This is a genomic window from Paenibacillus sp. FSL A5-0031 (genome assembly GCF_001956295.1).
Lineage (GTDB): Bacteria > Bacillota > Bacilli > Paenibacillales > Paenibacillaceae > Pristimantibacillus.
Map to the genome: position 1 here is coordinate 302,745 of NZ_MRTD01000002.1, position 23,742 is coordinate 326,486.

Consider the following 23,742-nt stretch of genomic DNA (forward strand, 5'->3'; position numbering starts at 1 on the left):
ATTATCGCCGCTTCTGGTGACACTTTTGACTAAATACCGCAACACAAAAAGGGTGAAGATCGCTCTTCACCCTCAAATCATGTATTTTATATGAAATGGCACTTATTTCATGGCGCCCTTTACTTCCAAGCAGAAACCTTGATCTTCTTATATTTGTTCACGAATCTTCTCTCCAGCTTCTTAAAAAAACCTTGGGTCTTTTTCTCTTCTTGTATGTTGCGCAGACCTCGTATAAGCAGCTGGTATCTCCATTCGTTATCATATCCGAGTTTATGTACTTCTTGGAAAAAATCAGGTTTCATCATACGTCACACTCCATGTCGTCTTATTCACTTCTGCCAACACTTAAGCAGATTCTTATTATATACTGCTGTTCTATGCAATTTCTAAACAAATTACGGGATTTTTCGACAATTATATATCTTTTTTATTTTAAAATCGATATTTATACCTAGTTCTTTGTACTCATATGAACGCTCTGCTATTTTTTATAAGCAAAAAAATAGCAGCTATGCAGGGAATAAATAGCCTGCTTAGCCGCTCTATGAATAATGATATTGCCTACTGCTCTTTTACTATGCTGTCACTTGGAATTCAACCCGCTCATTGCTTCTTGAAATAAGCATCCGTATACTCGCTAATCATTAAGCTGCCGCCGCTGCGCTTCCAGCGTTCGACCTCCTGATAAAATCCTTCCATACTAATCTGTCCGAGAATATATTTGTATGTCGCGTCGGAAATGATTTTGTACAGCTCCATGCTCTTCTCATCGTACGTCTTCGATTCAAGGCCAATGACCTTGTCCGTCACGAGAAACTTATCGTTATCTGCGCTGAGACGCTCCGCCATCTCCCACATCGTTTCTTTCTCTGCTACCTTAAGTACATTCGGATTGCTTAGATCGGCAATCATAAGCGGATAAAGCGCGTTGACCTCTGTTACGCGCAGCTGCGACGTCTCTTCAGGCAGTTGAACCTCTTCACCCTCCAGAAGATAGTGCTTGCCTTCTATCCCGTAACGCATAAGATTGGCAACATCCTTATCCATCGTACGGTCAAAGAACGCAAGCTGCTCCAGCAGCTCCTCCTCCGTCCGAATCGCCTTTTTGGAAAATAAATAAAGGCCGTTATAATTCGGAATCGACCATACGCGATACCCTTCCGGTCCTTGAATGCGATTCACCAAGGTGAAGCGTGCAGCAGGATTGATCTGCTTCGCTTCATCCGAGAGCCGCTGCACGTCGGTCATGCTGCCGATATATACGCCTGCTGCGCCTCGTATAATGTTAGCCCGCTGCATCTCCTTGCTCGTTACCGCAAAATCTGCGTTTATGAGCTGCTCATCATACAGCTTCTTCATGAAATTCATCGTATCCATGTAGGCTGCCGTTTCGAATTCAGGAACTACCTTCTTATCGACGATACCCCAGTTGTTCGGCGTGCCGAAATAAGAGCTCAGCGTCTTAAAGGCCCCAAATACCAAATCATTACGGTCAGCCAGCCCGACGGTATCCTTTTTTCCATTGCGGTCCGGGTCACCGAGCGTAAACTGCCGAATGACCTCATACAGCTCCTCAATCGTTGCCGGCTTGTCCAGCTTGAGATTATCCAGCCAGTCTTCCCTTATAATAACGCCTTGTCTAGACGATGGCCGCTCCGTATAAAGCCCGTATATGCCGCCATCAATTGCGGATTGTCCCAAAATGCCGCTATTCAAATGCCTTAAATTCGGAAACCGCTCCAAATAAGGGCCGATCTCCCAGAATGAGCTCGAGCGAATTGCATTTTTCACAAAAATATAATCGGTATGCTTCACGAAAGTCGCCTTCTTCAGCGAATTTGTGGAGAGGGCTGTGTTCATTTTATCTGTGTAGATGCCGTCCGGTACCCAGTTAATATCAAGCTTCACATCTGTTAAATCCTCGATGAGCGCAATGATCTCTTCACTTGGCGGATGGGGAAAGTGCAGCGGTGCCATAATGGAGATCGTCGTTTTTGTGTTTGCGCCTTTTCGCTCATTTGGAGCAGAAGAAGCGGTGCATGAAGCGCAAATGAAAAGGATAAGCAGCACGACAAAAAAGCGACAGCCTGCGCGTATTCCTATGTTCCTTGAATGGATTACCACCTTAATCCCCCTTGTCTTATCAGCCTTTTCTCTTCATAATCTAAGGAAATGATTATTTGTGCGATAGATGATTATTGCTCAAAATGTATGCGTTTACTAAAATAAAACTAATGCTCGCTCATTACTAGACAAGGTGTTGATAGCTGTGCGATCTTTAACCTTTTTAAGCAAGATGACGATCTTCGGCTTTTTGCTCAGCACGCTTCCCGTCATTTTTATCGGCGCATTCTCTTACGCGACCTCTTCCAGTGAAATTCAGAAAAATGTAAACCGCGGGAAAATGCAGCTTATCATGCAAATCAACTCCAATGTAGAGCAGAAATTGACGACTGTCAACCACACGCTGAATCAGGTTATTAACTCGACCGTGCTCAAAAAAGCGATGAATCAGCCGCTAACCGTCAACGATTTTGTGATGTATGATGACCTGCGGAACGAGATCCGCCATATGCAGTCCTTTGACACCAAGCTTGAGGATGTCATCCTGATCAATGAGCGCCATAACTGGATGATCAAAAATTCCGGACTATATTCGTTTGAACAATATGCTTATTTCGATGAGCTGTCCAGCCTTATGCAAATGCCTGAAGGAACCTCATGGGTGCTTAACCCATCCAGCTGGTTTTATAGTGAGGAAGCCGCGGAAAGTGCTGCTTGCAGCTACAGCATCAGCCTCGTGAAGAAGCTGCCGACGAATGGGCTTGAAAAATACGGCTTGGCGCTTGCCAACATTCCGACCTGCAGCTTGCAGGAGCTGCTTAAGAGTGATGAGGATCCTTATTCGACGATTATGATTTTGGATGATCAATACCGCATTCTACTCCATCCCGACCAAGCATTGATCGGCAAGCCTGTGCTTGAGAGCGGACTGCATATGGGACAGCTCACTGAGCCCTCTGGGCAGTTTACACAATCGATTGAACAGAAGGATTATTCCGTCACCTATTACCGTTCCGATCTAAACGGCTGGACCTATCTCTCAGCCACGTCCATTGCCGGCATGACGAAGGAATCAAATAAAATTGGCACGTATACACTTTATGTATGTCTATTTATGCTCACGCTATCCATGCTGCTCGCTTGGATCGGCTCACGGCATATGTATTCGCCAATTCAATTGCTGCTGAATCAAATCGGCGAGCGACTGACCGACATTCAGAAGCGGAAAACAAATGAATTTCAAGCGATTGGCGAACGCGTCACCCATTTATTCCAGTCCAAAACTGAGCTTGAAAAAGAGGTTAGACAGCATATTCATCAAGTGCGCACCTTCTTCTTCATGAAAGCCTTCCAAGGCAACATCAAGTCAAGTGAAATTCCGGAGAAGCTGGCTCAATTCGGCTACGACTCTCAGCTAAAAGAGTGGAAAATGATGGCCGCGATTACGCTGCAAATTGATTTTCAAAGCAACAGCCGATACTCCAAAAGTGATTTGGAGCTGCTCCTATTCGCTGTCCATAACATCATCGAGGAGCTTATTCCCTTTGAGCAGCGACTCGCCCCGATCATTATGGATCAAACGATTGTGACGATTATCGGCAGCGCAGAAGTGGGCAGGGACGCTTTCCACAATGCAAAATACGCGTTAACGGAGCATCTGCAGCAGCAGATCGCAAGCTACTTAAACGTGCAGGTCAGCATTGGCATGAGCTTGCCGTTCGACTCCTTCTCATCGCTGGCGACAGCTTATAAAGAAGGCCTTGAGGCACTGAAGCAGCGCATGAAATTAGGCGAAGGCATCATTATTCAGTATGAGAATGTAAATGCCGGCAAACATTATTTGAATCTCAACTACCCAGGGCATATCGAGAATGAGCTTATCGATGCGATTAAGCTGGCCGAGAAGGATAAATCGAAGGAGCTGCTGCGAGCTTTTTTGCAGGCAGTATTTGTCGTGGAGCTATCGCCGCAGGAATATCAAATTCCGCTTGCCCGGCTGCTCAATAATCTGTTGATTGTTATGCAGGAATCAGGCGTAAGCTTAAATCAAATCCATCCATTAAAGGGATCGCTGCTTGAGGAGCTGCTTGAGCTGCATACCTCTGCCGAGATCGATGATTGGTTCTGGACTAGCGTTGTTTATCCGATGATCAACATATTCAAGGATCGTCAGGAGGCGCAGTACCATAACATTTCCGAGAAGATCATCGACCTCGTGCAGCATCTGTACGACACCGACCTTACGCTAGAAGAATGTGCATCGCGGCTCCACTATAATGCCAATTATTTAAGCAGCGTTTTCCGTAAGGAGACGAATTATTCGTTTAGCGAGTATTTATCGATGTACCGTTTCAAAATGGCAAAACAATGGCTCGCCGATAGCGAGCTGCCAATTAAAGACATCGCGGCAAAGCTGTGTTACAATAATCCGCAAAACTTCATCCGTTCCTTCCGCAAACAAGAGGGAATTACTCCAGGGCAATACCGCTATAAAAAACGCAGCGGATAGCCGATAAAAATAATGAAAGCTTTTGGAAAATAAATGCTCTTCAATATGAATGGGAGGCTTTACGCATGACACAACGACCGTCACGGGATGAATACTTTGATTATTATGAACAGTATATCGGCCTAGTAGGCGAAGGATCTGTTACGGAATGGCTGACAAAACAGCTCGCAAGCACAACTGAATTGCTTTCCGATATTCCCGAGGAGCAGGCTAATTACCGCTATGCGGAAGGAAAATGGACGCTTAAGGAAGTCATCGGTCACATCTCGGATAATGAGCGCGTCATGAGCTACCGTTTGCTTCGAATCGCACGGGGTGACAAGACACCTCTTGCTGGCTATGATCAGGACGAATTTATGAACGGCGCCACCTTTCAAGAATGGTCTCTATCACAAATAATCGAGGATTACATCTCGGTTCGCCGGGCTACTCTCGCTTTGTTGCGCGGCTTGTCGGATGAAGCATGGCTTCGCATAGGTGTAGCAAATGGCGGCAATATCTCCGCTAGAGCTCTCGCTTACATTATTGCTGGACATGAGATTCATCATTTGAACATCGTTCAGGATAAGTATTTAGGAAAATAAATCGTATTCGCTAATTCGCTCGTTAACCAAATGAGAAGCTAGATAAAATCCTATATGTAAACCTTTTATTATGATAAAATGGTTAACATATAGGATTTTTTGCATGAGGAGCGGTACTTCTATGACGATTCGATTACGAGGACACCATCTGCTATGTTTACTAGGCTACCGAGGTATGGGTTATTCGGATGATTTCTGCGTCAATATGACTGCTATTTACGAATTGCTGCTCGCAAAGCCTGAAACTGAAATTGAAATTATTTTAGGCCCAGACGATGTTTGCAAAGCGTATCCGCCGGACAAAGCCTATCATTGCGAGGGAACCGTCTACAGCTTGGATGCAGCGATACTCGCAAAGCTTGGGCTTGAAGTATCTGAGCGAGGAAGCTGGCAGTCCATATGTGACCGCGTAGCAGAAACGATGGTGCCTGAGGACATCAGTCATCTATGCACGACCTGCCCTTGGGAAAAATATGGCGTCTGTGCGGAGGGAGTCGGATTGCTTGTTGAAGGCAAGCCGCTGCCTAAATTAGGTGCGTAACAAAAAATGAGGCAAGGAGCTGCTATCTTAGCGCTCCTTGCCTCATTTTTTTATAACAATTAAACCTGTACCGTTAATCGGGCTGAACAGTTCTGGCAATTAAGTGCTTTAGATCACGAATCCGATTAGGGGAATCAACGGTTGAATGACTCAGCATGTCGCAAAGGGCAACAAGGTCCTCAAGCCTAGAGAGAAGCTTCCAGTTACCATTAAGAACTCCTCCGTTCTCCTGATAGGCTCGAATAAAATGTTGTTCAAATACAGAGCCGTCCTCCTCGTACCGCAGCATATTGGCAATATCAACATGCCTTCTCCACGAGAAGGCGAACTCCCAGTCGAGGACAGCCGATACAGAATAGCCGTCCCTTTCATTTCGCATCAATATATTTAGACCATTGAAATCTGAATGTACAAGCACCGGTGTATCCATGCTTTCAAGCAATATGGAGCGATGTGTTTGGCAGAATGACCTTACCTGCTCGGTAAGTTCGTCTCCCAGCCATTTACCGCAGGGACTGTGAAAGAGACATTTTTCAATGAAGGAAATAAACGGACCATCGTCCATTGCGAGAGGATGAACAATGGATAAATCTTTTTCCAGAAATCCGGATTCCGTAAACGTGAAGCTATGAATACGTGCCAGCACGCTGCCGACAGAAGATGCAGCAGCTGCCGCATCCTCAATCGATCCCGTTTTCAACACATCACGTAGAAGAAAACCTTCTTTCCACTCCAGCACTGCCCAAGCTTTATCGAATGTGCAGCAGCTTGTATCAAGGTAGATATAGTCAGCTACAGGGACGGTTTCTCGTACAAGCTTAGCAATGGCAGCTTCTTTTTGTGCAATCTCTCCGCCTCCACGGAACAAACGAACCACATAGGGAGTCTCGCTGCCCTCCAAAAATATTTTGTAATTCGAATTGCTGTAGCCCGTACTCAATCTTTCCGCAGCAATAACCCTTTTTCCTGAAAGTACAGGTTTAATTAATTCATTTAATTGCTTGAAATCTAGAGAAATATGCTGTTCCGTTCGTTCCCAGCCTTCTTTCATCTATTCGGCTCCTTGCTCGATCTGCCAATTACCCGCATGACAGAATATTTTATTGGTTAACTCCAGTTGTCAGTCGCTGCATGCCGTTCATATAAGGCTGAAGCGCGGCTGGGATACGAATCGAGCCGTCTTCCTCCTGATGATTCTCGATGAGTGGAATGAGGATACGCGGGCTAGCCACTGCTGTGTTGTTGAGCGTATGGCAATATTTTAACGAGCCATCCTCTGCACGGTACCGTATATTCGAGCGGCGTGCTTGAAAATCATGCAGGTTCGACGACGAATGCGTCTCCCCGTAGGCCTGCCTGCTTGGCATCCATGTCTCAATATCGTATTGCTTATACGTTTTTTGCGACATATCGCCAGTACATACTGCCATGACTCTATAGGGCAGCTCAAGGCATTGAAGCAGTTCCTCGGCATTAGCCGTTATTTCCTGCAGCAGCGACTCCGACAACGCCGGATCAGCCTCGCACAAAATAACCTGCTCGACCTTGGCAAACTGATGTACACGGTATAGACCATGAACATCTCTGCCCGCCGAGCCGACCTCGCTGCGGAAGCATACCGATGCAGCAGCCAGCTTGATTGGCTCTCCTACCTCTATAATTTCGTCCGCGTAATAGGTAACCATAGGCACCTCCGAGGTGCCTACCAGCCATTTATCCTCGCCTGCAATCCGGTAGGTCTGATCCTCGCCAAGCGGGAAAAAGCCAGTATGCCTCATCGCTTCGGTGCGGACCATTAATGGTACTTCCAGCAGTGTGAAGCCTTTTCTCAACAGCAAATCGACAGCCAGCTGCTGCACGGCGCGATGGAGCAAAACGCCTGCCCCCTTCAAGTAATAATTGCGGCTGCCTGCTGCCTTCACGCCTCGCTGCACATCAATCATATGATGCAGATCACCAAGCGCCATATGATCCTTTGGTTCAAAAGGAAAACTCGGGGCTTCGCCAACACGCTTTTGCTCTATATTGTCCGCGTCCGATCGTCCATCTGGCGTGTCTGGCGATACGATATTAGGTACCAACGCCATGAGCTCAGCTGCATGCTGCTCTACTGTCGCAAGCTCTGCTTCCACTGTGCCCAGCTTCTCATTCGTTTCCTTGACCTTTTGCTTCGTTTCTTCCACTTCAGCTTGAGCATTCTGCCTCACAAGCGTGCCGATAAGATTCGAGAGCTTGTTGCGAATTTCCCGTAAAGCTTCCGATTCCTGCATTAGCTGACGTTTCTTCTCGTCCCAGAGCATCAGCTCTGCAATAGAAATCTGAATCCCCTTCTTATTCGCAACCGTCTGTACTTGCTCTTGATTTTGCCTAACCCATTTCATGTCCAACATGCTAACCGCGCTCCTTTTCATTTGAAAAACACAAAAAACGCCCTTCGTCCCAATGGGACGAGGAGCGTTTTTTACTCGCGGTGCCACCCAAATTGATTAAACAGACGCACTGTCTAATCCTCTTTGTTCCGCGATAACGGGCGGGCCCGGTAAACTTAGGGGGAAGGTGCTTCCCTCCCCTTGACGAGAACGCCTCCGAGTTGGATTCTCTTCACTGGCGTGATCCGATAATTAATTTTGTAGTAATATAACACATTATATAAGGCCAACACAAGTGTCATTGTGGAAATAAAATTCCAAATTATCTTTTTAGTGTGCCTCATATGCAACTTTATCCACTTATTAACAGTCAGTAGGTTATATGAAGAGGGGGTGCATCTGTTGAGATATGGTCTTCTACTAACATTCGTACTCATCATGTTTGGGCTGGCAAGCTGTGAAAGCTCTGGAGCGAACAACGGCTTAACCACTCATACAGAGCAGGTGAACAAAGATCACCTGACGGAATCGTTGTCCAAATCTAGCGATAAATTAATCATTGCCAAAAGAGTTAGCATGGAAAACCATTACGAAGATCATAAAGAAATAAACGACGAGAAGTCTGTTTCTACTGTGAGGAATATTTTAAACGAAGGCGAATGGGAAGAAGTTAAATTCCTAATGACAAGACCAGCCGATTATAAAGTTCATTTCCAACCTACCGATGGGTCAGAAGCAAAAGCGGTATTATATGAGGTTTGGTTTACGAACGACATCGCTGAAATTTATATAAGCGGCATTCATTCTTATAAAAAAACGTCGCATGAGGATGCAGAAACGCTGGGTACTATTTTAAAATAACGGATGGATTAGAAAGAAATGAGGCATAGCGTAATGAAAATAATCCGTTCTCTTCTCCTTATAATCGTATTCATATCCCTATCTCTAACGATAGCACCGTCCAAAAGCTTCGCATGGTCATGTGCCGAGAGCGATGCACCCAAGCAATTGTTTAAAAAACATGATTTTGTATATATCGCTAAAGCTATGGAAACCTCCTATGAGGAATCAGCCGGTATGAATCCCAAAAGCAGGACAACCTTTGAGGTGAAATCAACATTAAAAGGCACCTCCAGCGATAAAGTAACCATTGTCACGACGGCTGGCAGCGAATTTACTGAAGGCACAGACTATCTTGTCTATGCTTATCAAACAACAAAGAAAAATTACTTATACAAGTATGAAGCAGGCGAAATAGCGACTGATACTTGGTGCGGCGGAACAAAACCATTATCGCTTGCGAGTTACGATCTTGAAGCGATAGATGAATATAAGAAGATGACTAACATGGTTTATTTTATTATTATTCCCATCGTTGCTGCCGCTGTTATCGTCACCGTATTCCTTCTATTGAAACGCAAAGGGAAACTAGGACGACGCTGATGCATTATTTTGGGGATTTATGATTGAGATTAGGACAACTCGTTTAAAATAACAAGGAGACATAACTGATGGGCCCGATTATACAAGCCCTTCATGAAGGAGGCTTCTCATGCTGAATGAGATAACAACAATACCGCGCACAAATAGAAAGCGGAAAGGTTTTGCGGCTTTCGCCGCTTTTGGCATAACGATGACTTTATTAGCTGGCTGCAGTCAAACAGGAACGAGTGAAATGGGTGCTCAGCCTAATCCAGATTCCGCTGCAATCGCTCCCGCTAATCAAACCGAAGAAACAAATGCTGCATCAGAGAAGGATAACCCCTTCGCCGCTGCTGGCATTACGGATCCTAAAGCTTTTATCAAAATGTTTGAAGCGGTTAAGACAGCTGTTGCCGCTAATGATAAAGCTGCAGTTGCAGACCTAGTGCTGCTGCCGCTTCGAGTAAATGGAAAAACATCGATGGAGATTACAACCAAAGCAGAGTTTATAGAGAAATATGATGCCATTATGACAAAACCTGTGAAGGATGCGCTGGCCGCACAGAAGGTGGATGATTTGTTCGTTCGCGATCTTGGCGTGATGGTCGGAGACGGTGAGATTTGGTTTGGCGCATCGGCCGAGGAGCCTCAAGCATACGGTATTATTGCCGTTAATCTAGAGGTTGATAGTGCGACGAAATAGATGAAAATGAACGGAATGCACAAAAAAACAGTCCACCTTCTTAACCTATGGTGGGCTGTTTTATATGCATTCTAACCTATTTCTTCGTCAGAGCTTTTAACTCCTCGATCGCCATCGTGACATGTTCCTCTCCCAATGTCGTTTCCGCTCCGTAAAAAAACAATACATTGGCTACATGGTGGGAACGATAAGGCGCCAAATCCGCCGCTGCCCAGCTATTAGCAAAATCCTCTAAGCCTTTTTTAGCCTCTTTGCTTGATGAATAAATATAAATACTAATACTTTGACTCGTATTATAGTTGAATTGCTCCGGATTAATATCGTTATAGGCTCTAGAAAATACAGCACCCGGGTTTATATCGGTTTTTGCGGTTAACGGGATGCCATGGCTTTCAAATACACTCTTTATTTGATCCAATGTTATCGTTTCTTCGTTTCTTTCGTTCGAACCGCCGCCATAAGCACAGCCTGTAACGGCTAAACAAATCATACAAACGATCATAATCATTTTCCTCATAACATCACCCCTTTGACTGCTATGACGTGTAAATAAGGAAAAAAGTTACAGTAGGTCATCCCAGCCCAGCCCTAATTCGGTAACGGTATCATGGCCTATTTGGATATCTTTTTTCGTAAAAGCCTTCGCTCCTAATCGATAGTAAAAGTTGATTGCACTATTTTTCTCCAGCACCCATACCATTAAGGTTTGATAATGATGTATTCTCAAATGATCGACCACAGCGGAAAATAGTGCTTTTCCGAACCCGAGCCCCTGGTACTCCTCCAGTAAGTATATGGAGTAAAGCTCTGCGTCGTAGTCGTATTGCTCACTTCTGCACTTCCCACCGTTTGCGAATCCTACTATCGTACCTTCATCATTTTCAACAACGTAAATCACTTCATCAGGGTTCGAGCGATTAAATACCCATAACCATTTTTTAATACCACTTTCGATGCTAAGCTTGGACAAATAATCATCCGAGATTATCCCTTTGTAGGTGGATTTCCAGCTCTCTACGTGAACATGAGCGATTTCAGGTACATCGTCAATCGTCGCCAGTCGAATCCGCATATGATCCTCTTTTCTAATCGCGCAAATGGAATGAATACACTTTATAAATCGGTTTGCCCATGTCTAACAACATAAATCATAGTACTAGCCTCGTCATTTTATATATATTTTCATTGGATATTATTGGAATGAGTGATACTATGATTTTAGTTGATATGACTTCTATATCGCAAGATGGATGCAATATTGATTATGTTGAAATAAGCATATTATGTTCAGTACATAATTAGAATGGGAGGAACCAAAATGTTAGTTGTCACTACAGAAAATATTCCTGGCTATCATATTGATAAAGTATTAGGCCACACGTTTGGTGTTGTAGTAAGAAGCCGCGGCCTTGGAGGAAATATTACAGCCTCTGTGCGAAGTATATTCGGTGGAGAAATAAAAGAATATACTGAAATGATTGAAGATGCCCGTAAGGTCGCTATAGACCGTATGATTCAAAATGCACATGCCATGGGAGCAAATGCAATCGTGATGATGCGATTTGACTCTGGTGAAATCGGACAAACGATGTCTGAAATCGTCGCTTATGGTACTGCAGTTGTAGCTGAGAAAAATTAGCGATGCCCTATTTCATGAGCATTTACTTCGCCCTTCAATTGTTGGTTATTATTATCGCTATTATTAGTACGTTTATATATCGCCGAAGGCGGCTAAAGCAACGCACGCCTCAGCCTCCAGCTGGTTTCCAGAAAACGAATGAAATATTTATTGATCCGACAACGGGCGTTCAGCAGCAAGTATGGTTTAACCCTAGTACTGGAGAAAGATTTTATGAAAGAACGGATATGAATAAAAAATAAGCTAATTCACGGTGATTAAAGCTGCCTTGAATTAGCTTATTTTTTGTAAATTTAATTAAAGTCCTGCTAAGTGCACCACAGCTTAACTACTCATAAGCTCGTATTTCAACAACTTCTGCATAAGGGCATCCATTTGTAGCTTCAATTACAACGCGGATCTTATTGGTACGGATAGGCTCCAGCTGATGCGTCCGTTTACGTTTTCTATTATCCGTCTCACGCAGCAATACCTTCCACTGCTCATCGACAAAAGCCTCAATTCGATAATCCTTCACCAGCTCAGGAATAACTTCAAATGGCGTTCTATGATGATGTAGGTTGATTAAATCCTCATTCACATCATCATTGAAGGTAATATGAATATTGGATATGGAAACAGAGGAATCCCACTCAAGAGAAAGCCACTCCGGCTTATTGCTATCCATTCGATTAGACACCCATGTATGAGGACCGCCAAAAGGTCTTGTGTAGCCATCAATAGCAGATACCGCTTCGTATGCTGTAGTCTCAGGGAATGCCTTGAAGCAGAAAGGTGTTCTGTGCAGCCCTTTCATTTGCCAAGCCATGGTCTGCTGCGTATCCAAGAAACTGGAGAAATCAGCGGATGAATCGATCTTATTCTCGAAGCACAACACACCGTAAAGCGGCGTTTCAGACGTATACAATTGCAGCTCCGGGTTCGACTGAATGACAACGAATAAATTGATCGCTTCCTCCGCCTTATAATCAAGTGCAAAATCAACCCACTGCTTCGTTCCCTGCGTTACTTTCACGGTATGCTTGGATATAAGTCCCATTGGAATATAGTTTTCTTTTTTTCCGGTAGAATGAATTTCAATCGTCATTTCTGTATTCGCCAAAGCATCAACAAGCAGAGAAAGCTTATTTAGCTCCGAAGTGACTGGGAACGTTATTCCGACCGGATTCAGTAAAGAATAAACCTTAGACGCATCATCTATATGCACGTCTCTCATCGTACTCGAAGCAGCTGCTTGGGCGCTTCTCCCTAAATCGCCAGCATCCTCATTGCGAATACCAATAATGGAAGCATCTTGTCTAAGGAGTGTTTGCTGCAGCTCTGCAAGATGAGACTGACTTAGCTCTCTGGGCGTTATTCCCTTCATAGCAGAGAGGGCAGCTCCCGTCCCAGCCGCTTCACCCATTACCGCACAAGTAGCCATCACTCTAGTTGTGCCAAAAGCAACATGTGTCGCACTAACATTTCTGCCAGCGAACAATAAATTATTAACGTTGCTGGAATACAGCGAGCGGAACGGAATATGGTACGTACCATCTGCATGGAAGTGTTTGGAGCCGCTCTCTTCCGCATACATTCCCTTTGGTGGATGCAAATCGATGGACCAGCCGCCGAACGCTACTCGATCCTCAAATTGCTCCTGCGCCACGATATCATTCTGATTGAGGATATAATCACCAACAAATCTCCTGTATTCCCGTTTGCCTGGAAGAGATCCTACCCATTCCAGAGTCATATTATCCGCTTCAAACTTTCCTGAGTTTTTAATATAATCCCAGATTCCATAAATAACGGACCACAGCTCATCCCGTATTCTCTCGTTCTCATGAACGGTATCGAGCTCCCCGCCCCATTCAATCCACCAGTAGTGGCAGCCCGAATCTCCGCTTCGCATTACCCGGCGTACCGGTATGGAGGTTTGGGAAATATCCTTGGCAAAGCTTGGCGGGATATATTTGACTGGTTGGCCTGCATCCTTTGTATAAAATAAAATCGTGCTTCCGAGCGTGATGTCATCCGCAGCTTCAGGAGCCCAATCCTCCTTAAATTCATGATGCGCTTCCCGTCCAATTCGAAATTTTGCTCCTGCTAGAAAACCGACCAGACCGTCTCCGGTGCAATCTAAAAACATTTTGCTCTCGAAGCGAATTTTGCGTTCAGACCCCATCATCCAGCCTGTCACGGAATGAATCTGACGATCCACCTCTGAGCCTGTTGCCTCAACCTCATGTACATCCGTGTTGAGGAACAGCTCAATGTTTTTCTCCGCTTTAACGGCCTCTAATACGATCAGATCCCAAAGATAAGGATTGCCATCAGGATTGCGATACTGATTTTCTACAAACAATTCACCCATAATACCCGTTTCTCTGGCATAACGATTCACGCCATGCCCTGTAGCGCCGCATACCCAAACGCGCACCTCGCTGCTGGAGTTGCCGCCCAAGACAGGCCGGTTCTGTACCAAGGATACTCTCTGTCCCATTCTTGCCGCTGCAATGGCAGCGCAAACGCCGGCGAGCCCGCCGCCAATGACGGTTACTTCTGTCTTTATGATTTCAGATCTCATATCATAACGCTCCTTTTCTTTGTGAGTGATCAGCCCTTAACAGCAGAGCCCGATATGCCCTGAATAATATACTTTTGACCGATGATAAAAATTAGGATCATAGGGACAATCGCAGCGGTAGCCGCAGCCATCATGCCGTTGTAATCGACGTTATTTTCCAAAATAAAATTTTGCAAGCCAAGCGGGATCGTATATAAATTGGGGCTGGATAAAAATACGAGCGCGTTCTCAAAGTCATTCCAGTGCCACGAGAAGTCGATAATCGTAAAGGTAGCTAGTGCCGGCTTCGCTAAAGGAAGAACAAGCTTAAAGAAAATGCGAAAATGACCGGCGCCGTCTATAAAGGCAGATTCCGTAATTTCCTTCGGAATGCTCATAAAAAATTGCCTTAGCATAAACACGCCAAAAATCGAGAACAAGCCCGGCAATATAAGCGCCCAATGCGTATTGTATATATGCATCCAGTTGAACATGATGAACTTCGGAACAAAAATAACCTGTGGCGGTATCATCATCATGGACAAGTAGACGAGAAACATGGCATTCCTGCCTCTAAACTCGATTCTCGCAAAACCGTAAGCAGCGAAAGCGGATAGAAACACTGCGCCAACTGTGCTAATAATGGAGATTTTAAGTGAATTCAAATAATAGGTGATGAAGTTATAGTCACCTGTCCAAATTCGTTCATGGCTTCTCCAATCAAGCTTAGAGGGCAGCCATCTTGTAAATACTTCGCTTGGACTCTGCAGGGACGTGCTGACCATCCATAGAAACGGAAGTATCATGAACACGCCGCAAATGAGCATGAGTACAGTTAACGGCATCTTGGTTTTGACAGAGCTGACTAGATTGTTCATTGAAAACTCCCCTTTCTAATAGTGGACCCAGCGCTTCTGGCTAATCCATTGAATAACGGTTATCCCCATAATAATAGCGAATAAGAACCATGATATCGCTGAAGCATAACCCATTTCATAATAGCTGAAGGCTGTTTTGTAAATGTATAGCGACAAGATCGTCGTGCTTCCGCTCGGACCGCCTTGTGTAATCGCTTGAATGATGGAGAAGGATTTCATCGTCATGATTAAGCCCGTAATGAGCAGCATAAAGGTAGTCGGACTAACAAGCGGCCATACAATTCGCCATGTGACCGTCCGGCTCTTCGCGCCGTCTATCTTCGCTGCTTCCAGCAGCTCAGGCGATACTTCTTGAAGCGCAGCAAGATAAATAATCATGTTGTAGCCTAACAAGAACCAGATCTGTATGATGTCAATCGCATACATCGCAGTCTCGGTATCAGCGAACCAGCCTGGCGGCGATACAATGCCAATCCAGCGAAGTATTTCATTGATGGGCCCTTGAGAGGGCTGAAACAAGAGCATCCAAACGAATGCAACAGCTACCCCGCTAGAAATATAGGGAAGAAAAAACATCCCCCGCAGCAGCCCTTTCATATATACATTCTTATTCAGAACGAGAGCGACGATAAAGGATAGTCCAAGCGATACTGGAACAGAAAAAAGGAATATCGCTGTATTCTTAATCGCATTATAAAACTGATCATCCTGGAACATTCGCTTTATATTGTCCATTCCCGTAAACGAGACATTTGGATTCGAAAATTGATAATCGGTAAAAATCAGTCCAAAGGAAAATAATGCAGGTACGACAAAAAACAATAATACGCCCAACATATTCGGAAGAATAAACACATAACCCAACCAGCTTTGCTTGCGCATCCAGCTCGTTTTACTCATAACAACCCGCCTTTCTTCGTTCACCCGTAAAAAAAAGTAAGAAGGACAAGGCTGCTCCTTCTTACTTTCTTTACGCAGCTTATTTCTTGATGAATTCGTTGTGCCGCTCTGCCATATTTTTCAACGTCGTGTCGATATCTTGCTTATTGAGGAAATACTTCTCATATTCTTCTTTGCGCGCATCGATCACTTGCTGAGGCACGTTAAGCTGGAATGATTCGAATTTGCCGAATACCACTTTGTTTAGAGAATCCCGATCATAATTTTCTTCATACCCTTTTAGGAGCAAATCGATCGCTTCCGTGCTGTCTACACTTTTGGATGACGGAATGCGTCCGCCCGGAGCCATTGGCAGCATTCCGCCATCAGCGTACCATTTCACAAATTCCCAAGCCGCTTCTTGATTTTTGGATTTCGCGTTAACCGAAATCACGTCGCCCAATCCGCCTGGATATTTGAAGTTGGTTTGATCCTTGGAGATACGCGGAATTGGTGCAAAAGCAATTTTGAAATCATGCGGGAAATCGACTAGATTGTTCGCATTACGGAAAATAAATTCACCAGCTGTCAGCATCGCTGTCTCGCCTTTTAGGAACATCGTATCCACCGGCATCTTGCTGGTCAGCTGCTCGCCATATTCCGGAGTTGATTTATCCTTGAACATCATGTTGTGCAAAATTTCAAACCCTTGTTTCCAATAAGCATTGTCGAAGTTCGATGTGCCGTCTGCTTTCACATAACCGTCTCCACCAATCGTACCGTCGAATTGCGTAGTGAATGCAGCATCATGCTGGAGCAGGCCCCATACATTAGGTTGTTTCAATTTGAGTGCATAATCCTGTAAATCGGACCACGTCCAATCTAGCGGAGGAATAGGCAAACCTGCCGCATCAAGCATATCTTTGTTCAACCAAATGAACGCCATGTTTTTCTTTGTAGGCATGCCGTAATACTTGTCGTTAATCATCCATTGCTTTGCTTCAGGACCCATTTGCTCGTCAATGTTGTAGTCTGTCTTTGCGCTCATATCTACGGCTACGCCAGCATCTATTCTCTTTTGAAGACGAGAGAGGGTGTAGTTCATATAAATATCTGCATCTTGCCCAGCAAGCAAAGCGGTATCCAGCTTTAAGTTGCCGGCATCATCATTAACGAACCGAACATATTCCACTTGTACATTGGGATTCTCGGCATTCCATGCGTCAACAACCGCTTGAGGTCCCGCTTCAGGAGGCACGCCGCCCCATAGCGTAAGCTTAATCTTTTTGGTTGTTGTGGCGCCGCTGTTTGTTGGTGTCCCCGAAACATTATTTTTGTTGTTCCCACCGCATCCAGCGATCAGAACCATGACAAGAATAAGAGAAAGAGCACTGATCAACATTCTGTTTTTTTTCATTTCTTTGCCCCCTACAAACTTGTTTAATTGCTTAGTTAAATCTTATCACCGGGCATTTCACGGGGTAAGGAACGATATTTGGCGATTCATGATACATTCTTTGGATCATTTATTTTGCTCTTTGCGATATTCACTTGGCGTCATGCCGCACCATCGCTTAAATATTTTAATAAAATAGTTGTCATTCTCGAATCCTACTTGCCTTGCAATCTCACCTATCGATTGGCTTGTTTCCTCAAGCAGCATCTTTGCTGCCTCGATTCGGCGGTTCTGTACATAGTGAATAAAGGTTTGGCTCGTTTTTTTCTTAAACAAGTCACTCACATAGCTTGCATCCATAGAGATGAGCTCAGCTGCACGTTTTAATGTGATTTCCTCAGCGTAATGCTCCTCAATATGGCGAATAATTTTATTCATCTCCGGATGATCCGTAGGTTCAGACGTATTCTTCTTCGGAAACCACTTGGCTGCTTTTCTTAATTGCTCTCGCTGCTCTAGTTCAAGGGTTACCTTCTCAAGCGCCTGCTTCAACCCGCTCACATCCATTGAAAGCTTAAGTAAATAGCTGGATGCCCCGAACTCCAGCGACTGCCTTGCATACTCGAATTCGTTCATACAGGTAAGCATAACGAATCGGCAATCAAGCCCTTCTTTCCTGACAGATTTCAGCAGCTCTACTCCATCCATCATGGGCATATCAATATCGGAAATGACCACGTCCGGCTGCAATTCTCGAATCGCCTGCAACGCTTCCTCGCCGTCATTAGCAGTGGCTATAATTTCAAAAGGAAGATTGGCTTTGCTCATCAGCTTGCTGAGACTCGCTCTTGCATGCTGTTCATCATCAACGATCAATACGGTCCACATCGCTGTCAGCCTCCTTCAAATAGGGTTTCGATAATAATAGAGGGAGATGCATCATAACCTTTGTTCCCTCTTCTGATGAGGCAAGGGACAAGCCTGTACTCTGATTTTTGAAAAGAAGCTCCAAGCTTTCTCGAATATTTTGAATACCGATGCTCTTCCGCTTACGGAACACCTTCTTCTCTTTGGCACGTTCTACCCCTACTCCATTGTCCGCCACTTCAAGATACAAAAGATCATGTCTCGCCTCTGCTTTGATTTCAATTCGGCCGTCACTCCGTCTCCCTCCAAACCCATGTATAATGGCGTTTTCTACCAAAGGCTGAAGACAGAATTTCGGAACCAGTGCAAAGTTTAGCTCGTCACTTAGTTCATAGCTGACTGTAATATGCCCACCGAAGCGCGCGCTTTGTATGCGCATATAGGAATCGATAAGCGCAATCTCATCTTTCAGCAGGATAAGATCAACCTCTACATTCAATGTCGTCTCTAATATTTTTCCGAGCGAAACACAAATTTCATAAATGTCATCCTCATCCTTCTCAAGCGCTATGCTTTTAATAACATTAAGCGTATTCAAGAGAAAATGCGGGTTCATTTGAGATAAAAGAACCTGAAAGCGGACGACTTGCCTCTGACGTTCCTCTAATTGAAGCCGTTCCATTAAGCCATTTATATCGTCAATCATAGTATTGAAGCTTCGCGTGAGTGCAAGAATTTCACCTCGCCCTTGTTCTGGCAGCTTTACTTTGAGGTTGGTCTTGACCGATATCTCCATCTTTCGCTGCAGCGTTTTTAGAGGAACGGTAATCGTTGAAGAAATAAAATAGGTCATCATGACAAACACAAGCGTAATCAAACCGAAGATAGCGAAAAAGCGTTTTTTCAACGTTTCCACTTCTTCAAACAGCAAGGACAAGGGTACTTTTTTCACAATAAACCCATTTAACTGAGCAATACGGCTGAACGTATACAATACCTTCTCATCTTGGCTAACAATGGAAGCAGATGCAGAGGGCTCTTTTACTTCGAGCATCGCTGATAAAATGGCAGGATCAATCGCTTCATCGGCATCAGACTGCACCATTGATTTTCCTGTATGATCCAATAAATAATAAATGCCTTCGCGCTGCCTATCTCTCATCACCTTGTTGAACCATTGCTCATAATCGATGCTGATACGGGCATAGGCGTACTCTTTGAGATTCTCATCGCGGAGCATCTGATAGAGACTAAGCATATTTTGATTGGGTTTAATAACCGAACTCACATAATTGGTATCGCTTGCATTCCAAATGGAGCTTTCCCCTTCATTGGAGGAAAGCATCTTTACCCATGCTTCATTCGTAATCGAGGAGTAATTCAGTGGCTCACGAGGAGCAAAGGAGGTATAGGCATAACCTTGTTTATCTACCAGCGTATAATACACCGTTGCACCAGTCAGGAAGAAGCTGTTCTCAATGCTTGCGAACTTATTCTCCACCAGTTCCTTCCGAGTTAGCGGATCTTTCTGTTCCGGATTTTTCATAACCGAGCGGATGGTGTCATCCTGTTCTAATAGCAGACCTGTCTTCATAACAAGCCCGAGCACATCTAGGAAAGACTTCTCGATATCGAGAAGCTGATCCTCGTTTTTGGCGGAGGCTTCCTCCTGTAGAACTCTTTCCGTTTCACTGAAATTATAAATAACTAATAAAACGAATGGAGCTAGCACTAACAGCAAAAAAGCCATCAATATTCTGTTTTTGAACGTTTCTGGAGTTAAGCCTCTAATCCATTTGTTCACGCGATATGCCCCCCAAGTGCTCTCATCTGTTTAAAAATTGATTCGACATACCTCTCAAGATAACGCGAATAGTCCGTAGGAGCAAGCTTGAAAATAAAGCTGATAACTCTCCTTCATCATGACATAAGCCAATGGATTGACCTAACTTGCGGTGTTTGCGCCCAGTGAAAAAAAGAGCCCTTATGGGCTCCCTCAAATGGCGTGTTGTTGCATACCGTAAATAATCGTCATGAAAGCACCTTCGCGCTCCGCTTAATTCTGTATTTATAGAGTATCCATTTGTTAACGAGGCCTTCTATTCATAAAACGTTCCGTGTTTTTCATAAAGCCATACTTTTCGTATAGTCCATGACCATCGAGCGTACCAAGCAGACCCATCATTCCTTCAAACTGCTCGGTTATCACTTCTACTAATTTCTTTCCTAGCCCGGCGCCTCTATATTCCTCATCGACAAAAACGTCGCATAGGTAATACATAGTCGCAAAGTCCGTCACTACACGAGCAAAACCAACCTGCTTGTCCCCATCATAAACGCCAAAGCAGACCGAGTTATTTATAGATTCTTCTATCATTTCTAATGACCTTTTATTCGCCCAATAGCTTCTAGCCAAGAAGCCGCATATGGTGTCGATCTTAAGCATTGATTTATCATCGCTTATTACAAACCGGTCATACAATAGCTCCATATTAACACCCAACCTCTCTTATCCTTTTAGTAAATCAGAAGCCTTATTTTCGCGAAGCCAACTGATCATAAAATCAAACAACTCTACAGAATACGTGTGTTCTTGGGGTCTTGAGGGCATTGTCTCAACAATTTGTTGTACATTATTTTCAATCGATACGGATTCAATGAAACTGACCAAACCCGGAATAAATGAATTTAAAGCTTCAAAATAGTGCCTTTGCGGTTCAATAAATGTTAAATTCATTTCAAACCCGCTTCGCCTTCTAGTTGCATCACCCTCTTTGCGTTTACGCAGCTCAGCCTCATTTATGTTCAATAGGTAATACTTATCTGGAAAGCCAAGCTTGCGGGCAAGCAATTGCTTACGGAAATAATCCGTTAGGAACTCAAGCGACTGTCCGCCAAAGAGAGTAAACCCAAAAGCCCAGTTGTACCAGAAAGGCTGAAATAGATCGATGTCAATAACAACGAAACGATGGTCCTTACTCTTTTCCTGCGCTATTCTAAAGCGATCAAGTTGACGCTCAAAAAACCATTCAGGATACTCGATTTCTGGACGTTTCCACAACGTATTTACTTCGGGAATATGATAACCGCCGTATTTTAATGCTAACGCGCTTGAGGTGGTCGTCTTGCCAACTGCACTCGCACCTTCCATATGTATAATCGTCATGAAAGCACCTTCACATTCCGCTTAATTCTGCGTTTATAGAAAATCCATGAAATGAATAGCGATTCCTCTGCTTTATGGGTTGCAACCTTATCTATAAAGTAAAAATCTTGGGGATCTACCTCTATTTTTGTAATGGGCAGCAACGGTGATTCACTAATCCACTCGTCAAAAGATACGACTGAATGACTAACCATTTTGAACGTATCCTGTGGTAAAATGTAAACCATTCCGCTCGTCCAAGGTACTTTATTCTTAGTCTCGCTTGTGATTGAGAAGAAATAATAGCTCTGAGATGCCTTTACTTTTAAACAAGCATTTCGAAAGTTGCCTACCACCTTACTCCGATCAAAAACCGCATAAAACAATGGCCAAATGCCATCTTTTGTGCCAAATATGGCTTCTACATATTTACCGTTAAAAAGCGTCTGCTTTCTTAACTCGAATTGTTCAATATTTTTATGATTTGACCCGTGCATTATGACTGGTTTCGTCATTGCAATATACTGAATAAAACGGAATTTGGGAAATGTGCTGGCGTACATTATTCCAGATTTATTGCGGACAGCATCGGAATACAATCTTTCATATTCATTAACCTCGTCCTCTGTGAACTTAAATACAGGGGAGCGATAAAATAGAAGTCCCAGCAGCACTGATACTACCTTGGTTATCATACAATTCCCTCTATTCGGACAGAGCCATTATTTTTTCACGCTTCTTATGAAGGTATTGCCCACAACAAGCGTAACGGCGATAACAACAATAATAACTAGAGTATCCTCTGTATCGTGCACACGATGGGTTAAATCGAACAGATACCCTAATTCGAAAAACAGGATAACTAACCATATAGCAAAATAGTGTTTTGTGCTCATCGTATCAGCCTCTTTTTCGCTTCCAATTATTTTTCACAAGCATAAAAACGATAATCAACAAAAATAGGCCGCCTATATAAAACAGCACTGTTTTTAAATTAATTGCTTTTCCTTCATATTCGCTCCCATACGCTGCCTTAATGAAAGAACCATCGTCCTGCTTTATCGCAATGGCCTCATTTATCGATATTTCCTTGATTGCGTAGTATTCCGTTCCTTTCGGATAAACGTTTGAGAAATTGCCAGAGTACGTTCCTTCTTCGTCTGAATAGGAAGTAACCTTACCGATTTTAGCGCCTATCTGTGTGGATTCCACTTGAGTATCTGAAACTATGTAAGACTTGCCGTCGTTCACAACGAAACGATGCGCCCAATCCGCATGAGCAGTCCCTAACGTAATAAATGAACTTACCGCGAAAAAAATGCTCATTAAAAACACAAACTTCCTCATTTGGCTCCACCTTCCTATATTGTATCTTATTATGACGAAAAGATAGAGACAGAGTTGCATGAGAATCATAATAAACAAATAAAGGGCTGTCTCAGAAGTAGGATTACCTACGCTTGAAACAGACCCTGCTTTGTTTTTTTGAAGGAGCTTGAAGGGGCTCAAGCATAGCGATGCCCTTCTCCTATCATTCCTATAGCTTACGAACCTAATCACTCTTATTTAAACCATTCGTAAGGAATTAAAATTGTAACGAACTCCAGAATCGTTATTTTGAGAAAAATAGCTCGTAACACCATACATGGCATGCTATAGCGTCAATTAGGTTCGTTAAAATAAAACAAACGTAGTTTTTTGCATAATAAGCATAGTACAGTTCGTTAGAGTAAAGATCATGGGTTTTCGGTTGTAAATAACTGAGAGGCAGCTTCTTCCGCATAATTTAATATAAGTATACGTTGACCATGCCCCTCTAATCGATTCACGACTTGTTTAGCCGTCTCGAAATTAAAGGTGACGCGCCCAGTGGTCTCGAAACCTTCCGGCATCGGAACGAAGCTATGTACCTTCGCAACAACAAATACGGTATACGTATCTGTTTCCGTCCAATACCAGCAGGCAACAGGTATTCTCTCCGGCATCAGCAGCAGTCCGGCTTCCTCCACCGTCTCCCGATCTAGCGCCTCGTCAATGCTCTCGCCCGGTTCAATTCTTCCGCCAACCGTCGTCAGCGCCTGCTCATTGCGATCCCACACCATCACGATAGAGCCATCCTCGAGCAAAGGAATACTATGTATGCCAGCGATTCTTTTATCCGTCGGAAGCTCATTCACTCTCTTCAACATAAAACCCTC

At 44.0% G+C, this 23,742-nt stretch carries 26 protein-coding genes; 8 read left to right on the forward strand and 18 right to left on the reverse strand.

The window, feature by feature from the left end:
* Positions 1 to 119 precede the first annotated feature (119 nt).
* The gene (locus tag BK120_RS04825; RefSeq protein WP_076266352.1) at positions 120 to 305 is read right to left on the reverse strand and encodes a hypothetical protein; all 186 of its coding nucleotides are present in this window, start codon (positions 303 to 305) and stop codon (positions 120 to 122) included.
* Positions 306 to 603: 298 nt separating this feature from the next.
* Positions 604 to 2,124 (reverse strand): extracellular solute-binding protein, encoded by a 1,521-nt coding sequence (locus BK120_RS04830; RefSeq protein ID WP_256710798.1) that lies wholly within the window; start codon positions 2,122 to 2,124, stop codon positions 604 to 606.
* Positions 2,125 to 2,269: 145 nt separating this feature from the next.
* Between BK120_RS04830 and BK120_RS04835 the strand changes: the two genes are divergently transcribed.
* From BK120_RS04835 to BK120_RS04845, 3 genes are all read left to right on the forward strand, one after another.
* Positions 2,270 to 4,573, forward strand: coding sequence for an AraC family transcriptional regulator (locus tag BK120_RS04835; protein ID WP_076266353.1), 2,304 nt, complete (start codon positions 2,270 to 2,272; stop codon positions 4,571 to 4,573).
* 65 nt (positions 4,574 to 4,638) lie between these two features.
* Entirely contained in the window at positions 4,639 to 5,157 is a 519-nt protein-coding gene (locus tag BK120_RS04840; protein WP_076266354.1) for a DinB family protein, read from the forward strand.
* Positions 5,158 to 5,278: 121 nt separating this feature from the next.
* Positions 5,279 to 5,698, forward strand: coding sequence for a DUF1284 domain-containing protein (locus BK120_RS04845; RefSeq protein ID WP_076266355.1), 420 nt, complete (start codon positions 5,279 to 5,281; stop codon positions 5,696 to 5,698).
* Between the two features lie 73 nt (positions 5,699 to 5,771).
* Here BK120_RS04845 and BK120_RS04850 read toward each other — a convergent pair whose 3' ends face one another.
* Together BK120_RS04850 and serS are read right to left on the reverse strand one after the other, a co-directional pair.
* Positions 5,772 to 6,749 carry a phosphotransferase family protein gene (locus BK120_RS04850; protein WP_076266356.1) on the reverse strand — a complete coding sequence of 326 codons (978 nt, stop codon included), beginning with the start codon at positions 6,747 to 6,749 and terminating at the stop codon, positions 5,772 to 5,774.
* A 49-nt stretch (positions 6,750 to 6,798) separates the two neighbouring features.
* On the reverse strand, positions 6,799 to 8,088 hold the full coding sequence (gene serS, locus BK120_RS04855; RefSeq protein WP_076266357.1) for a serine--tRNA ligase: 1,290 nt from the start codon (positions 8,086 to 8,088) through the stop codon (positions 6,799 to 6,801).
* Positions 8,089 to 8,469: 381 nt separating this feature from the next.
* Between serS and BK120_RS04860 the strand changes: the two genes are divergently transcribed.
* The 3 genes from BK120_RS04860 to BK120_RS04870 all read left to right on the forward strand — a co-directional run bounded on the left by BK120_RS04860 (position 8,470) and on the right by BK120_RS04870 (position 10,192).
* Positions 8,470 to 8,928: a hypothetical protein gene (locus BK120_RS04860; protein WP_076266358.1), complete on the forward strand. Its 459-nt coding sequence runs from the start codon at positions 8,470 to 8,472 to the stop codon at positions 8,926 to 8,928.
* Between the two features lie 33 nt (positions 8,929 to 8,961).
* On the forward strand, positions 8,962 to 9,510 hold the full coding sequence (locus tag BK120_RS04865) for a hypothetical protein (protein WP_076266359.1): 549 nt from the start codon (positions 8,962 to 8,964) through the stop codon (positions 9,508 to 9,510).
* 109 nt (positions 9,511 to 9,619) lie between these two features.
* The gene (locus BK120_RS04870; RefSeq protein WP_076266360.1) at positions 9,620 to 10,192 is read left to right on the forward strand and encodes a hypothetical protein; all 573 of its coding nucleotides are present in this window, start codon (positions 9,620 to 9,622) and stop codon (positions 10,190 to 10,192) included.
* 76 nt (positions 10,193 to 10,268) lie between these two features.
* On the opposite strand, the gene BK120_RS04875 is transcribed toward BK120_RS04870, so the two are convergent.
* The gene (locus BK120_RS04875; protein WP_083681626.1) at positions 10,269 to 10,709 is read right to left on the reverse strand and encodes a hypothetical protein; all 441 of its coding nucleotides are present in this window, start codon (positions 10,707 to 10,709) and stop codon (positions 10,269 to 10,271) included.
* A gap of 45 nt (positions 10,710 to 10,754) precedes the next feature.
* A complete protein-coding gene (locus BK120_RS04880) occupies positions 10,755 to 11,264 on the reverse strand; it encodes a GNAT family N-acetyltransferase (protein ID WP_076266361.1) in 510 nt (169 codons plus the stop codon).
* 246 nt (positions 11,265 to 11,510) lie between these two features.
* On the opposite strand from BK120_RS04880, the gene BK120_RS04885 reads away from it, so the two are divergent.
* The gene (locus BK120_RS04885; protein WP_076266362.1) at positions 11,511 to 11,831 is read left to right on the forward strand and encodes a heavy metal-binding domain-containing protein; all 321 of its coding nucleotides are present in this window, start codon (positions 11,511 to 11,513) and stop codon (positions 11,829 to 11,831) included.
* 14 nt (positions 11,832 to 11,845) lie between these two features.
* Complete coding sequence (locus tag BK120_RS04890; protein ID WP_144376688.1) at positions 11,846 to 12,073, forward strand: hypothetical protein; 228 nt, start codon at positions 11,846 to 11,848, stop codon at positions 12,071 to 12,073.
* An 86-nt stretch (positions 12,074 to 12,159) separates the two neighbouring features.
* Here the strand turns inward: BK120_RS04890 and BK120_RS04895 are convergent, their stop codons facing one another.
* From BK120_RS04895 to BK120_RS04945, 12 genes are all read right to left on the reverse strand, one after another.
* Positions 12,160 to 14,400, reverse strand: a complete 2,241-nt coding sequence (locus BK120_RS04895) for an FAD-dependent oxidoreductase (protein ID WP_076266364.1) — start codon at positions 14,398 to 14,400, stop codon at positions 12,160 to 12,162.
* 29 nt (positions 14,401 to 14,429) lie between these two features.
* On the reverse strand, positions 14,430 to 15,257 hold the full coding sequence (locus tag BK120_RS04900; protein WP_076266365.1) for a carbohydrate ABC transporter permease: 828 nt from the start codon (positions 15,255 to 15,257) through the stop codon (positions 14,430 to 14,432).
* Between the two features lie 15 nt (positions 15,258 to 15,272).
* Positions 15,273 to 16,157 (reverse strand): carbohydrate ABC transporter permease, encoded by an 885-nt coding sequence (locus BK120_RS04905; protein ID WP_076266366.1) that lies wholly within the window; start codon positions 16,155 to 16,157, stop codon positions 15,273 to 15,275.
* Between the two features lie 79 nt (positions 16,158 to 16,236).
* A complete protein-coding gene (locus tag BK120_RS04910; protein WP_076266367.1) occupies positions 16,237 to 17,553 on the reverse strand; it encodes an ABC transporter substrate-binding protein in 1,317 nt (438 codons plus the stop codon).
* 105 nt (positions 17,554 to 17,658) lie between these two features.
* The gene (locus BK120_RS04915) at positions 17,659 to 18,420 is read right to left on the reverse strand and encodes a response regulator transcription factor (protein ID WP_076266368.1); all 762 of its coding nucleotides are present in this window, start codon (positions 18,418 to 18,420) and stop codon (positions 17,659 to 17,661) included.
* The gene (locus tag BK120_RS04920; RefSeq protein WP_256710799.1) at positions 18,398 to 20,203 is read right to left on the reverse strand and encodes a sensor histidine kinase; all 1,806 of its coding nucleotides are present in this window, start codon (positions 20,201 to 20,203) and stop codon (positions 18,398 to 18,400) included. Before BK120_RS04920 ends, BK120_RS04915 begins: the two co-directional genes overlap by 23 nt.
* A gap of 282 nt (positions 20,204 to 20,485) precedes the next feature.
* Positions 20,486 to 20,890, reverse strand: coding sequence for a GNAT family N-acetyltransferase (locus tag BK120_RS04925; RefSeq protein ID WP_076266369.1), 405 nt, complete (start codon positions 20,888 to 20,890; stop codon positions 20,486 to 20,488).
* 18 nt (positions 20,891 to 20,908) lie between these two features.
* Positions 20,909 to 21,565, reverse strand: a complete 657-nt coding sequence (locus BK120_RS04930) for an ATP-binding protein (protein WP_076266370.1) — start codon at positions 21,563 to 21,565, stop codon at positions 20,909 to 20,911.
* The gene (locus BK120_RS04935; protein ID WP_076266371.1) at positions 21,562 to 22,239 is read right to left on the reverse strand and encodes a hypothetical protein; all 678 of its coding nucleotides are present in this window, start codon (positions 22,237 to 22,239) and stop codon (positions 21,562 to 21,564) included. The genes BK120_RS04930 and BK120_RS04935 overlap by 4 nt, the downstream gene beginning before the upstream one ends.
* Before the next feature lie 27 nt (positions 22,240 to 22,266).
* Positions 22,267 to 22,440, reverse strand: coding sequence for a hypothetical protein (locus BK120_RS35155; protein WP_179089745.1), 174 nt, complete (start codon positions 22,438 to 22,440; stop codon positions 22,267 to 22,269).
* Positions 22,441 to 22,444: 4 nt separating this feature from the next.
* A complete protein-coding gene (locus tag BK120_RS04940; RefSeq protein WP_256710800.1) occupies positions 22,445 to 22,891 on the reverse strand; it encodes a hypothetical protein in 447 nt (148 codons plus the stop codon).
* A gap of 389 nt (positions 22,892 to 23,280) precedes the next feature.
* Positions 23,281 to 23,733 (reverse strand): NUDIX domain-containing protein, encoded by a 453-nt coding sequence (locus BK120_RS04945; RefSeq protein ID WP_076266372.1) that lies wholly within the window; start codon positions 23,731 to 23,733, stop codon positions 23,281 to 23,283.
* Positions 23,734 to 23,742: the final 9 nt, after the last annotated feature.